Source organism: Pseudomonas sp. BMS12 (genome assembly GCF_001592875.1).
Lineage (GTDB): Bacteria > Pseudomonadota > Gammaproteobacteria > Pseudomonadales > Pseudomonadaceae > Aquipseudomonas.
In genome coordinates this window covers 122,935-135,254 of sequence record NZ_LSOF01000003.1, presented here as the reverse complement: position 1 = coordinate 135,254, position 12,320 = coordinate 122,935, and the positions used below count along the sequence as shown (strand labels likewise).

Genomic DNA, 12,320 nt, shown 5'->3' with positions numbered 1-12,320 from the left:
CGATGGCATTACTCGGCGGGTGGGTTCTGTTGGGCTTCCAGCGCCGCCAGCTTGGCTTCCAGCGCTTCCAGGCGGGCACGGGTGCGAGCCAGGACGGCCATCTGGCTGTCGAACTCGTCGCGGCTGACCAGGTCCAGCTTGCCGAAGGCGCTCTGCAACAGGGCCTTGAACTGGGCTTCCAGTTCGCCGCGAGGCAGCGGACTGTCGCTGCTGAACAGGCGCGAGGCGTGGCCGGCGAGGGTGTCGAGCAAGGCTTTGGGCGGCAGCATGATGGTGGCTTTCTTCCGGTTGCAAACGGCCGGCAGTGTAGCACGGGCCTAGTGCTGTCGCGGTCTCTGGCCTTATGCACAGTTTTTGATCACTCGCGGTGGTGCGAGTGCGTCAATGTGGTGCGAGAGGCTGTGCGCAATTCCACCTTGCCCCAGAGCGTGAGGGCTAACTGCATGAAAAAGTGGCCTTTTGGCATAGCTGGCAAGCTTTCTGCTTATCACCCTGTGACGCGTGCACCGATGCAGTACCGGTGCGCAGGATGAGGCGGGGGAATGCCTCACCGGATGCGGTAGGTTGGTTCCGACCCAGGCGGTCGGCGCGTTACAAAAGCCAGACACTGCGCTTAGACTTGGCCCGGGTTCGTTTTCCTGGGGCAAGTCCACTTAAACGGGAGAGAGTTTCATGAAGCTAGTCACTGCCATCATCAAGCCGTTCAAGCTCGACGACGTACGCGAGTCGCTGTCCGAGATCGGCGTGCAGGGCATCACCGTCACCGAAGTCAAAGGCTTCGGTCGTCAGAAAGGTCACACCGAACTGTATCGCGGCGCCGAGTACGTGGTCGACTTTCTGCCGAAAGTGAAGATCGACGTCGCCATCGCCGACGACCAACTGGACCGCGTAATCGAGGCCATCACCAAGGCTGCCAACACCGGCAAGATCGGTGACGGCAAGATCTTCGTGGTTCCCCTGGAGCAGGCCATCCGTATCCGTACCGGCGAAACCGGCACCGACGCGATCTAAGCCCCGAACCCCCTCAAGCCCCAGGAGAAACAACATGACTCTGCGAAAATTCGCAGGGCTAGGAGCCCTTTTGTCTCTGTTGACCCCCGGTCTGGCCATGGCCGACGAGGCGGTGCTCAACAGCGGCGACACCGCGTGGATGCTCACCGCAACCGCGCTGGTGCTGTTCATGACCATCCCCGGCCTGGCGCTGTTCTACGCCGGCATGGTGCGTTCCAAGAACGTGCTGTCGGTGATGATGCAGTGTTTCGCCATCACCGGCCTTATCAGCATCCTCTGGGTGGTGTACGGCTACAGCATGGCGTTCGACACCACCGGCATGGAGCAGGGGGTGACCAACCTCAACTCCTTCGTCGGCGGCCTGTCCAAGGCCTTCCTCAGCGGTCTGACCGTCGACAGCCTGGTCGGTGCCTTCCCTGAAAGCGTGTTCATCACCTTCCAGATGACGTTCGCCATCATCACCCCGGCGCTGATCGTCGGTGCCTTCGCCGAGCGCATGAAGTTCTCCGCGATGCTGGTGTTCATGGGCGTCTGGTTCACCCTGGTCTACGCCCCAATCTGCCACATGGTCTGGTCCGGTGACGGTGCCTACCTGTGGGATGCCGGCGTACTCGACTTCGCCGGTGGCACCGTGGTGCACATCAACGCCGGTATCGCTGGCCTGGTGGCCTGTCTGGTACTGGGCAAGCGCAAGGGCTACCCGACTGCCGCCATGGCGCCGCACAACCTGGGCTACACCTTGGTCGGTGCCGCCATGCTGTGGATCGGCTGGTTCGGCTTCAACGCCGGTTCCGCCATCGCCGCCAACGGCACTGCCGGCATGGCCATGCTGGTGACCCAGATCGCTACCGCCGCTGCCGCCCTGGGCTGGATGTTCGCCGAGTGGATTACCCACGGTAAGCCGAGCGCCCTGGGCATCGCTTCCGGTGTGGTCGCGGGCCTGGTTGCCATCACCCCGGCCGCCGGTACTGCCGGCCCGATGGGCGCCCTGGTGATCGGTCTGGCCGCTGGCGTGATCTGCTTCTTCTGCGCGACCAGCCTCAAGCGCAAGCTGGGCTACGACGACTCGCTGGACGCCTTCGGCGTGCACGGTATCGGCGGCATCGTCGGCGCCATCCTCACCGGCGTGTTCGCGGCACCGGCCCTGGGTGGCTTCGGCACCGTCGAGGACATCGGCGCTCAGGTGCTGGTGCAGATCGAAGGTGTGGCAGTCACCGTGCTGTACACCGCCATCGTCACCTACGTGATCCTCAAGGTCATCGACCTAGTCATGGGGCTGCGCGTGAGCGACGAGGAAGAAACCGTCGGCCTCGACTTGTCCCTGCACAACGAGCGTGGTTACAACCTGTAAAGCCGCCGATGCGGTGCCCGGGTGGAACCGGGCGCCGCTTCAAGCACCCCAGCCAAGAGGTGAATCATGGACAACACAGCACTGACTGCCTTGCAGTACGGCTTTGATACTTTCTACTTTCTGATGTGCGGCGCCCTGGTGATGTGGATGGCGGCAGGCTTCGCCATGCTCGAATCCGGCCTGGTGCGCGCGAAGAACACCACCGAAATCCTCACCAAGAACATCGCCCTGTATGCGATCGCCAGCATCATGTACATGCTGATCGGCTATCACATCATGTACTCCAGCCCCGAGGGCGGCATCCTGCCGAGCCTGGGTTTCCTGCTGGGCGACGAGAACACTGCCGATGCCATCCTGGGCGGCGGTGACGATGCTCCCTACTACTCGAGCCGTTCCGACTTCTTCTTCCAGGTGGTGTTCGCCGCGACCTGCATGTCGATCGTCTCCGGTGCCGTGGCCGAGCGCATGAAGCTGTGGGCCTTCCTCGCTTTCGCGGTGGTCATGACCGGCTTCATCTACCCGATCCAGGGCTTCTGGAAGTGGGGCTCGGGCTTCCTCAACGAAGCTGGCTTCCTCGACTTCGCCGGTTCCGGCGTGGTGCACATGGCCGGTGCCGCTGCCGCTCTGGCAGGTGTGCTGCTGCTCGGTGCGCGCAAGGGCAAGTACGGTTCCAACGGCCAGATCAACGCCATTCCCGGCGCCAACCTGCCGATGGCTACCCTCGGTACCTTCATCCTGTGGATGGGCTGGTTCGGCTTCAACGGCGGCTCGCAGCTGAAGATGAGCACCATCGATGATGCCAACGCCGTGGCCAACGTCTTCGTCAACACCAACATGTCTGCTGCCGGTGGCCTGATCGCTGCGCTGATCGTGGCGCGCATCCTGTTCGGCAAGGCCGACCTGACCATGGCCCTCAACGGCGCCCTGGCCGGTCTGGTGGCGATCACCGCCGAGCCGCTGACCCCGACCGCACTGCAGGCCACCCTGATCGGTGCCGTGGGCGGCGTGCTGGTGGTGTTCTCCATCCTCGGCCTGGACAAGCTGAAGCTCGACGATCCGGTCGGCGCCATCTCGGTGCATGGCGTGGTGGGTATCTGGGGCCTGCTGGCCGTCTGCCTGACCAACGGCGACTCGACCCTGAGTGCCCAGCTGCTGGGTATCGGTTCGATCTTCGCATTCGTGTTCATCGCCAGCCTGATCGTCTGGTTCGTGATCAAGCTGGTGTTCGGTCTGCGTGTTAGTGAGGAAGAAGAATACGAAGGCGTGGATATCGCCGAATGCGGCATGGAAGCCTACCCGGAATTCACCAGCAAGAAGTGACTCCACGGGTTTTTCACAAGGGCGCCTTCGGGCGCCCTTTGTTTTTTCTGCGGCCGCGCTAGAATGCGCCCCCAACGCATGTTGCAGGTGCCCGCCATGTGGCTACAGCGGCTGATCGAACTGCGCCCGCGGGCGCGCGGATTCCATCTGGTAACTGACGAGATCGTCGCTGCGCTGCCCGAGCTTGCCGACTACCGTGTCGGCCTGCTGCACCTGTGGCTGCAGCACACCTCGGCTTCGTTGACCATCAACGAGAATGCCGATGGTGCGGTGCGCCGCGACTTCGAGCGCTTCTTCAACCGCCTGGTACCCCAGGGGGAAGGCGGTTACGAGCACGACTATGAGGGCCCGGACGATCTGCCGGCGCATTTCAAGTCCAGCCTGCTGGGCTGCCAGCTGAGTCTGCCGATAACTGCAGGGCGCCTGTGTCTCGGCACCTGGCAGGGCGTCTACCTTGGCGAACATCGTGAGCATGGCGGTGGTCGTAGGGTGTTGGCGACCGTGCACGGCGAGCGCCGTTGAGATGTGAATTTTTTCCGGTGACATTTTGCATTGCGTGTCACTGGTCTATAAGTAACCTGCTTTGCGCAAGTCATGAGGTAGAACATGAGCGACGAAGAACTGGAACAGGACGATCTTGAAGGGGCCGACGAGGATGACGGCGAAGAGCTGGAAGCGGCCGACAGCGGCGACGATAGCGAGGACGACGGCAGCGATGCCGTGGAGCCTGGCAGCAAACCGAGCAAGAAGGCCAAGGCGGCCGTAGAGCCGGAAGAACTGCCCAGCATCGAGGCCAAGCAGAAGGATCGCGATGCCCTGGCCAGGGCGATGGAGGAGTTCCTCACCCGCGGTGGCAAGGTTCAGGAGATCGAGCCCAACGTGGTGGCCGACCCGCCCAAGAAACCGGACAGCAAGTACGGCAGCCGCCCCATCTGAGGACGGCCGTCGCGATAAAAAAGCCCGCGCTATTGCGGGCTTTTTTATGGGAGTGCATATCACTGATGCGGGCCGTCGGCGTGGATTTAGCCGCGAATAGGCGCTGAGCGGGTCCCGCGCGAGAGCAACCTACCGAGTCGTGCCCCAGCTTTCCAGTAGCGCCGGCAGTTCGGCCAGGCTGCGGACCTGGGCATCCGGCGCCGGCGCCTCGCCCCAGGCCTTGCCCTGAGGGTTGAACCAGATGGCGCGCAGGCCGCTGGCCTGGGCCCCGGCAATATCGTCACCGGGATGGTCGCCGATATGCACGGCCGCAGCGGCGGGCACCCCGGCCTGTTGCAGGGCGGTGCGGAAGGGATGCGGGTCCGGCTTGCCGACGCCCAGCTCCTCGGCGCAGAGGGCGAAGCGGAAGTAGTCGGCCAGGCCCAGGCGGCGCACGTCGGCGTTGCCGTTGGTGATCACGCCGAGGATGTAGCGGTCGGCCAGTTGCTCCAGGGTGCGGTGCACGTCTGGAAACAGCTCGACCTGGTGACGCGCGGCGAGGAAGACCTGAAAGCCCTGCTCGGCGAGGTCGGCGGACTCATCCTCGGCATAGCCGGCATCGCGCAGGGCATGGAACAGGATGCGTCGGCGCAGCTCGCTCAAACGATGGCGGAGCATGGGCTCGCTGCCCAGCAGACGGGCGCGAATGCTCCACAGGTGTTCGACCGGCACCGGTCCCAGGCGCGGCGCCGTGGCGGCCAGCCAGTCGCGCAGCGCCGCTTCGGCGCCGTGCATCACCGGGGTGACGTCCCACAGGGTGTCGTCGAGGTCGAAGGTGACCAGTTGAATCGTCATCAGGGCTCGCTCTTGCGTTTGGCGCGCGGGTGGGCGCCGTCGTACACCTTGGCCAGGTGCTGGAAGTCCAGGTGGGTGTAGACCTGGGTCGTGGCGATATCGGCGTGGCCGAGCAGCTCCTGCACGGCGCGCAGATCCTGGCTGGACTCCAGCATATGGCTGGCGAAGCTGTGCCTGAGCATGTGTGGATGCAGGTGCTGGCCCAGCTCGCGCACGCCGGCCTGGCGCACTCGCAGCTGGATGGCGCGCGGGCTCAGGCGCTTGCCCTGGCGGCCGACGAACACCGCGCCGTCGGCCGGATTGCTCAGCTGGCGCACGGGCAGCCAGGCCTCGATGGCCTCACGGGCCTTGCGTCCGACCGGCAGCTCGCGGGCCTTGTTGCCCTTGCCGAGCACGCGTACCAGGCCGGCGGTGAGGTCCAGCTCGGCGATGTTCAGACCGACCAGCTCTGACAGGCGCAGGCCGGAGGAATAGAACAGTTCGAGCATGGCCTGGTCGCGCAGGGCGAGGAAGTCGTCCTCCAGTGCGCCATCGAGCAGTTGCGCTGTGCGGTCGGCGTCCAGCGCTCGTGGCAGGCGTCGTTCGCCCTTGGGGGCGGCGAGGCCGGCAGCCGGATCGTGTCGGCACACACCTTCGCGATTCAGATACTGGTAGAGGCCGCGTACCGCCGAGAGCAGGCGCGCCAGCGAGCGGCTGGACTGGCCCTGGGCGTGCAGGCGGGCGATGAAGGCGCGCAGGTTGCGGGTGTCCAGCGCGGGCCAGTCGCCGATGGCGCTCTTCTCGCACAGCGCCAGCACCTTGAGCAGGTCGCGGCGGTAGCCGTCGAGTGTGTGCGGGGAAACCTGGCGCTCGCTGCGCAGGTGTTCGAGGTAGGCGTCGAGATGACCCTGCATGGATGGCTCCAGGTGCGAGGATGCGGGTGGAAGCGAGGACGCGCTTGGCCTCTACTCGCGAAACGATCTGCGCAAAAGCGTCGCGAGCAGCGCTCGCGACCAGGGTATCAGCGTGCCGAGCGCAGGGGTTCGGCGAAGTCCGGCAGGACGCGGGCCAGCACTTCGGCGACGTAGCCGAGGAACAGGGTGCCCAGGCTGCTCTTGTAGTGCTGCGGGTCCGGGCTGCCGATGGCCAGCACGCCGTGCAGGCCCTGGTGGCTGAGGGCGACCACGGCGGCGGAGCCAACCTGGCTGTGTTCGGCCTCGCCGAAGAGAAACTCCAGCTCGTTGGGACGCAGCACGCCGCAGGTGGTCTTGCCGCCGGCCAGCAGGCCGCCGATGGCCTGGTGCGCTTCGGCCGAGCTGACGGTACGGCCGACACCCAGCGGCGTTTCGCTGAACAGGATCAGGCCGACAAAGGGCACCTGGAACTCGTGGCGCAGGCTGTCTTCTACGGCGCCGATGACCTCTTCCAGGCTGGCGGCGTCGAGCAGGTCGAGCACCAGGCGGCGGGTCTTGTCGAACAGGCGGTCGTTGTCGCGGGCTACATCCATCAGCTGCGACAGGCGGTGGCGCATCTCGATGTTGCGCTCGCGCAGCAGTTTCACCTGGCGCTCCACCAGCGACACCGTGGTGCCCGGCTGATGAGGAATGCGCAGCTCGGGAATCAGCTCCTCGTGGTCGACGAAGAATTCCGGGTGCTGGCGCAGGTAGGCGGCAACGGTCTCGGCATCGAGCGGAGTCTGATCCTGGTCACTCATAAGCGGACTTGTCCTTCGTACACGCGAACGGCGGGTCCGGTCATCATAACCGGCTGGCCGGGGCCTGCCCACTCGATGGACAGCTTGCCGCCGGGCAGTTCCAGCTGCAGCGGCGAGTCCATCCAGCCCTGGCGGATGGCGGCCACGGCGGCGGCGCAGGCGCCGGTGCCACAGGCCTGGGTCTCGCCAGCGCCACGCTCCCACACGCGCAGGCGTGCCTGCTTGCGGTCGATGACCTGCAGGAAGCCGACGTTGACCCGCTTGGGGAAGCGCGGATGGTGTTCGAGCTTCGGCCCCAGGCTGTGCACCGGTGCCGTGTCGACGTTATCGACGCGCAGCACGGCGTGCGGGTTGCCCATCGACACCGCGGCCAGCTCATGGCTCTGACCTTCCACCTCGACTGCGTAGCTCAGCGCTTCGGCCTCGGCCTGGAAGGGGATCTGCTCGGGAACCAGGCGCGGCGCGCCCATGTCCACGGTGACCTGGCCGTCCGGACGCAGGTTGAGCTCGATGATGCCGCCCTTGGTCTCGACGCGAATCTGCTTCTTCACGGTCAGGCGCTTGTCCACCACGAAACGGGCGAAACAGCGCGCGCCGTTGCCGCACTGCTCCACTTCCGAACCGTCGGAGTTGAAGATGCGGTAGCGGAAGTCGACGTCCGGGTTGCTCGGCGCTTCGACCAGCAGCAACTGGTCGAAGCCGACGCCGGTATGCCGGTCGCCCCAGGCCTTGGCGTGCTTGGGCTGGATATGTGCGTGCTGGCTGATCAGGTCGAGGACCATGAAGTCATTGCCGAGGCCGTGCATCTTGGTGAAGCGCAATAGCATGATCGCGCCCTCACTCAGGCAGCAGGCTTTCGCCGGCGTAGAGTTCGGCGAGGGTCTCGCGACGCCGCACTTCATGGGCCTGCTCGCCATCCACCAGCACCTCGGCGGCGCGGCCGCGGGTGTTGTAGTTGGAACTCATGACGAAGCCGTAGGCACCGGCCGAACGCACGGCCAGCAGATCGCCCTCGGCCAGCACCAGCTCGCGGCCCTTGGCCAGGAAGTCGCCGGTCTCGCAGATCGGCCCGACCAGGTCATAGTTGCGTGTCTCGCCGTCGCGCGGCTGCACCGGGGTGACGTCCATCCAGGCCTGGTACAGCGCCGGACGGATCAGGTCGTTCATCGCCGCGTCGACGATGGCGAAGTCCTTGTGCGCGGTGTGCTTGAGGTATTCCACACGGGTCAGCAGCACGCCAGCGTTGGCCACGATGGAGCGGCCCGGTTCGAAGACCAGGGCCAGCGTACGACCCTTGAGGCGCTCGCGCACGGCGGCGATGTAGTCACCGGCCAGCGGTGGCTGCTCATCGCGGTACTGCACGCCGAGGCCGCCGCCGAGGTCCAGATGCTTGATCTGAATGCCTTGCGCGGCCAGCTGGTCGACTAGCGCCAGCAGGCGGTCGAGGGCGTCGAGGAAGGGCGGCAGGCTAGTCAGCTGCGAGCCGATATGGCAGTCGACACCGACGATTTCCAGGTTCGCCAGCTCGGCGGCACGGGCATAGACCGCCGGGGCCTGCTCGATGTCGATACCGAACTTGTTCTCTTTCAGACCGGTGGAAATGTACGGGTGGGTGCCCGCGTCCACATCCGGGTTGACCCGCAGCGAGATGGCCGCAGTCTTGCCCAGCTCGGCGGCGACCAGTTGCAGGCGCTCCAGTTCGTCGACGGATTCGACGTTGAAGCAGTGCACGCCGACTTCCAGGGCGCGGCGCATATCGTCGCGGGTCTTGCCGACACCGGAGAAGACGATCTTGGCCGGTTCGCCACCGGCGGCCAGCACGCGCTCCAGCTCGCCCCGGGAGACGATGTCGAAGCCGGCGCCGAGGCGCGCCAGCACGTTCAGCACGCCCAGGTTGGAGTTGGCCTTGACCGCGAAGCAGACCAGGTGCGGCATGCCGGTCAGGGCATCGGCATAGGCCCGGTACTGCGCCTCGATGTGGGCGCGGGAATAGACGTAGGTGGGCGTGCCGAAGCGTTCGGCGATAGCGGACAGGGCCACGCCCTCCGCGAACAGTTGCCCGTCGCGGTTGGTAAAGGCTTGCATGGAACCCCCTTAGAGGAAGACGTCTTTGTCGCGGTCTTGCGTGGTTTTTTCGTCGTCCGGGTGGTACAGCGGGCCTTTCTGGCCACAACCGGCGAGGGCGGCGGTGACTACGACAAGCGCGATGAAGGGCAGCAGCAGGCGCTTCATGGTGGGGTCCTTTGCAAAATCGTGAATGGCCCGGAGTATACCCACCCCCCGGTTGCTTGCCTATGCACGTCCGGCGGGCTCCGCGACCCTCGGGCTGGCGCGCTCGGTCTGCCCGCCGCCCGGGATTGCGGCTAGCATGGGGCAAAAACACGGAGCCCAGATGCAAGCCCCTACTTCTATTGCCAGTTCGGTATCGGTCGCCTATCTGCAAGGGCTGCTGGACTACCTCGATCGCCAGGGCTTCGTCAGTACCGAGCTGCTGGCCAAGGTGCAGCTGCAGCCGGGCATCCTGGCTCAGCGCGACCAGCGCATTGCCGTCAGTACCTATCTGGAGCTGCTCGGCGAAGGTGTACGGGTGACCGGCGACGCCAATCTTGGCCTGCATCTGGGCGAGGCCATGCGGCCCGGTTATTACGGCGTGCTCGGCTACCTGATCATGAGTTGCGCGACCTTGTCCGATGCGCTGCATCGTCAGGCCCGCTACGCCACCCTGGTCGGCAACCTGGGGCGCGTCGATCTCGACGAGGAGCCGCCGCGCGAAGGCCTGGAGCCCCAGGTGGCGCATAGCTGGGAACCGCTGATCCGCCAGCAGCAGCGCCAGCACAGCGAGGAAACCCTGGCCGGCTGGCTGACCTTCGGCCGCTGGATCACCGGCCTGCAGATTCCGCCCACCGAGGTGCGTTTCCAGCATCCGGCGCCGGCCGACACTTCCGAGCACCAGCGCATCTTCGGCTGTCCGGTGCTGTTCGGTCAGGCCGACAATGCCCTGGTGTTCCCCAAGCGCCTGCTGGCCGCACCGCTCGGCCAGGCCGATGCACAATTACGTCAGCTGCTCGATGCCCACGCCGACCGCCTGCTCGGCCAGCTTAACCAGGGCCACAGTGTGCTCGACCGCGCACGCCGCGAGCTGGCTCGTCAGCTGCCAGAGCAGGGCGCCGATCTGGAGCTGCTGGCGCAGAGCCTGCAGCTCAGCGCGCGCACCCTGCAGCGCCGCCTGCGCGAAGGTGGGTTGTCGTTCAGCCAACTGCTCGACGAAACCCGTCAGCAACTGGTGCTGCATTACTTGCGCGACCCCGCGCTGGAGCTGGCGGAGGTCGCCTTCCTGGTCGGTTTCAGCGAGGCCGGCTCGCTGGCGCGCGCCTTTCGCCGCTGGACCGGGCAGAGCCCCGGCGCCTACCGGCAAAGTCTGCTGGATTCCGCCCCCCACACTTGAGCCTTCCTGGTATTTGCTGCACGTCGGCCATGCTGTGTTGAAAACAGGCTCGGAATGCTCATTTACTCTCTGTAAACTCCGCTTCCTCGCCAGTTTTCGCCTTGCCTGGCGCTAGCTCGCTAAATCCCAGAAAGGCCCAGAGGACGTTGCGATGAGTTTGAGCGAAGCCCGTTTCCATGACCTGGTCGATGCCGCCCAGCAAGCTGTGGAAGACATTTTCGATGACAGCGATCTGGACCTCGACCTGGAAAACTCCGCCGGTGTGCTCACCGTGCGCTTTGAGAACGGCACTCAGCTGATCCTCAGCCGCCAGGAGCCGCTGCGTCAGCTGTGGGTGGCGGCGCGCTCGGGCGGCTTCCACTTCGACTACGACGCCGACCAGGGCCTGTGGATCTGCGACACCAGCGAGGAGCCGCTGGGCGAGCTCCTGGGCCGGGTCACCCGGGAGCAGGCTGGTGAAGAGCTCGATTTCGAAGAACTCTGATACGGTCGAGTCGCCCTGCCGCCGCCAGTGTTGCCTGGATGATCAGGACCGGTGTCTGGGCTGCGGGCGCACCCTGGCCGAGATTCTCGAGTGGGGCAAGGCCGACAGTGTGCGCCGCCGGCAGATCTGCCAGGCAGCGCAAGCGCGCCTGCGGTCCATTCCAGGGTTAGGTGACTGAGCGGTCTTGCTTATTGCCTGGCATGTGTTAGGTTCGCTGGAAGCTGACTAACCGTTCAAAACCCCGCCTTCGGGCGGGGTTTTGCTTTATCTGGCCCCAAGGAGAGCATCCGCCACCATGAGCAGCACCCCCGCCATCACCATCACCCGTCTCGACCTGCAGCGCCTGGAGCGCCTGCTCGACAGCCTGGAGGACTTCGGCTCGACCGCCAAGGCTCTGGAAACGGAGTTGGCGCGCGCTCAGGTCGTGGGCCATACCGAGGTGCCGGCCGGGGTGGTGACCATGAATTCGCGGGTGCATTGCCGCGAGGAAGGCAGCGGCAAGGATTACCACCTGACCCTGGTGTTTCCCGAGGACGCCGGTGGCGAGGGGCGGGTGTCGATTCTCGCGCCGGTGGGTTGCGCCCTGCTCGGACTTACCGTGGGCCAGCATATCGACTGGCCGGGGCCGGCCGGCAAGCCGCTGAAGCTGACCCTGCTGGCGGTGGAGTACCAGCCCGAAGCGGCGGGTGCCTATCTGAGCTGAGGGCTCAGTTCCAGAGAAATCGAGGTGACCAGCGTGCCCGTCGCTGACTCGGCGGGGTTTCGCTGGCGCGCCGCAGACGCTCGTCCAGCTCAAGCTTGTGCGCCATGTTCTGGTTGCATTCGATGGTGCGAGCCAGGCCGCCACCGCTGACCTTGCCGTCACCGGCCAGGGCCGGGCCATTGATCAGTGTCAGCAACAGGGCGAGTAGCAGCGCTCGGGCTGCATCCAGTTGCATGGCCTAGACCTTCGCCCGCAAGTTCGCTAGCAAGCTGCGCAGCGCCTGGGGGGCGATGGCGGTGTCGGCTGCAGGCGCGTGGGTGTGGGCCTGCAGCAGGCCGAGTGCCAGCGCCAGGGTCACGCTGGCGAGCATGCCGAGTAGGCCGAGGCCAGGCAGCAGCGAGTCGGGTTTCTGTGTCGGGGTCGAGCGGATCATGTTTGCGGGCCTGCGCCAGGGAAATCTGGCGCCAGATTCGCTCATGGAAATTCGATTGAATAATGCAGCTTGCTCGTAGTAACTATCAGCAGAATTGATTGCTTGCGGCC

18 protein-coding genes are annotated in these 12,320 nt (G+C 65.4%); 9 read left to right on the top strand and 9 right to left on the bottom strand.

Annotated features, from left to right (window positions below):
* Positions 1–8: 8 nt before the first annotated feature.
* Positions 9–269: an accessory factor UbiK family protein gene (locus tag AYB31_RS01725; RefSeq protein WP_068825160.1), complete on the bottom strand. Its 261-nt coding sequence runs from the start codon at positions 267–269 to the stop codon at positions 9–11.
* A gap of 403 nt (positions 270–672) precedes the next feature.
* On the opposite strand from AYB31_RS01725, the gene glnK reads away from it, so the two are divergent.
* The 5 genes from glnK to sutA all read left to right on the top strand — a co-directional run bounded on the left by glnK (position 673) and on the right by sutA (position 4,618).
* Positions 673–1,011 (top strand): P-II family nitrogen regulator, encoded by a 339-nt coding sequence (gene glnK / locus AYB31_RS01720; RefSeq protein WP_068825159.1) that lies wholly within the window; start codon positions 673–675, stop codon positions 1,009–1,011.
* A 34-nt stretch (positions 1,012–1,045) separates the two neighbouring features.
* On the top strand, positions 1,046–2,362 hold the full coding sequence (locus tag AYB31_RS01715) for an ammonium transporter (protein ID WP_068825157.1): 1,317 nt from the start codon (positions 1,046–1,048) through the stop codon (positions 2,360–2,362).
* 66 nt (positions 2,363–2,428) lie between these two features.
* A complete protein-coding gene (locus tag AYB31_RS01710) occupies positions 2,429–3,682 on the top strand; it encodes an ammonium transporter (RefSeq protein ID WP_068825155.1) in 1,254 nt (417 codons plus the stop codon).
* Positions 3,683–3,778: 96 nt separating this feature from the next.
* Positions 3,779–4,204 carry a secondary thiamine-phosphate synthase enzyme YjbQ gene (locus AYB31_RS01705; protein ID WP_068825342.1) on the top strand — a complete coding sequence of 142 codons (426 nt, stop codon included), beginning with the start codon at positions 3,779–3,781 and terminating at the stop codon, positions 4,202–4,204.
* An 84-nt stretch (positions 4,205–4,288) separates the two neighbouring features.
* Entirely contained in the window at positions 4,289–4,618 is a 330-nt protein-coding gene (sutA, locus tag AYB31_RS01700) for a transcriptional regulator SutA (RefSeq protein WP_068825153.1), read from the top strand.
* Positions 4,619–4,747: 129 nt separating this feature from the next.
* On the opposite strand, the gene AYB31_RS01695 is transcribed toward sutA, so the two are convergent.
* The 6 genes from AYB31_RS01695 to lptM all read right to left on the bottom strand — a co-directional run bounded on the left by AYB31_RS01695 (position 4,748) and on the right by lptM (position 9,377).
* A complete protein-coding gene (locus AYB31_RS01695; protein ID WP_068825151.1) occupies positions 4,748–5,452 on the bottom strand; it encodes an HAD family hydrolase in 705 nt (234 codons plus the stop codon).
* Positions 5,452–6,345, bottom strand: a complete 894-nt coding sequence (gene xerC / locus AYB31_RS01690) for a tyrosine recombinase XerC (RefSeq protein ID WP_068825149.1) — start codon at positions 6,343–6,345, stop codon at positions 5,452–5,454. Before xerC ends, AYB31_RS01695 begins: the two co-directional genes overlap by 1 nt.
* A gap of 107 nt (positions 6,346–6,452) precedes the next feature.
* On the bottom strand, positions 6,453–7,145 hold the full coding sequence (locus tag AYB31_RS01685) for a DUF484 family protein (protein ID WP_068825147.1): 693 nt from the start codon (positions 7,143–7,145) through the stop codon (positions 6,453–6,455).
* Positions 7,142–7,972, bottom strand: coding sequence for a diaminopimelate epimerase (gene dapF / locus AYB31_RS01680; protein ID WP_068825145.1), 831 nt, complete (start codon positions 7,970–7,972; stop codon positions 7,142–7,144). Before dapF ends, AYB31_RS01685 begins: the two co-directional genes overlap by 4 nt.
* Before the next feature lie 10 nt (positions 7,973–7,982).
* The gene (gene lysA / locus AYB31_RS01675; protein WP_068825143.1) at positions 7,983–9,230 is read right to left on the bottom strand and encodes a diaminopimelate decarboxylase; all 1,248 of its coding nucleotides are present in this window, start codon (positions 9,228–9,230) and stop codon (positions 7,983–7,985) included.
* A gap of 9 nt (positions 9,231–9,239) precedes the next feature.
* Positions 9,240–9,377, bottom strand: a complete 138-nt coding sequence (gene lptM, locus AYB31_RS01670; RefSeq protein ID WP_068825142.1) for an LPS translocon maturation chaperone LptM — start codon at positions 9,375–9,377, stop codon at positions 9,240–9,242.
* A gap of 160 nt (positions 9,378–9,537) precedes the next feature.
* Here lptM and AYB31_RS01665 point away from each other — a divergent pair, with 160 nt between their 5' ends.
* The 4 genes from AYB31_RS01665 (at position 9,538) to rnk (ending at position 11,777) form a co-directional block, all read left to right on the top strand.
* The gene (locus AYB31_RS01665; RefSeq protein WP_068825141.1) at positions 9,538–10,590 is read left to right on the top strand and encodes an AraC family transcriptional regulator; all 1,053 of its coding nucleotides are present in this window, start codon (positions 9,538–9,540) and stop codon (positions 10,588–10,590) included.
* Positions 10,591–10,741: 151 nt separating this feature from the next.
* On the top strand, positions 10,742–11,074 hold the full coding sequence (gene cyaY, locus AYB31_RS01660; RefSeq protein WP_068825139.1) for an iron donor protein CyaY: 333 nt from the start codon (positions 10,742–10,744) through the stop codon (positions 11,072–11,074).
* Positions 11,058–11,252, top strand: coding sequence for a DUF1289 domain-containing protein (locus tag AYB31_RS20995; protein WP_153020625.1), 195 nt, complete (start codon positions 11,058–11,060; stop codon positions 11,250–11,252). The genes cyaY and AYB31_RS20995 overlap by 17 nt, the downstream gene beginning before the upstream one ends.
* A gap of 117 nt (positions 11,253–11,369) precedes the next feature.
* Positions 11,370–11,777 carry a nucleoside diphosphate kinase regulator gene (rnk, locus tag AYB31_RS01655; protein ID WP_068825137.1) on the top strand — a complete coding sequence of 136 codons (408 nt, stop codon included), beginning with the start codon at positions 11,370–11,372 and terminating at the stop codon, positions 11,775–11,777.
* A gap of 4 nt (positions 11,778–11,781) precedes the next feature.
* Here rnk and AYB31_RS01650 read toward each other — a convergent pair whose 3' ends face one another.
* Both AYB31_RS01650 and AYB31_RS01645 read right to left on the bottom strand, forming a co-directional pair.
* Positions 11,782–12,012 carry a hypothetical protein gene (locus AYB31_RS01650; protein WP_068825135.1) on the bottom strand — a complete coding sequence of 77 codons (231 nt, stop codon included), beginning with the start codon at positions 12,010–12,012 and terminating at the stop codon, positions 11,782–11,784.
* Positions 12,013–12,015: 3 nt separating this feature from the next.
* On the bottom strand, positions 12,016–12,210 hold the full coding sequence (locus AYB31_RS01645; protein WP_068825133.1) for a hypothetical protein: 195 nt from the start codon (positions 12,208–12,210) through the stop codon (positions 12,016–12,018).
* Positions 12,211–12,320 lie beyond the last annotated feature (110 nt).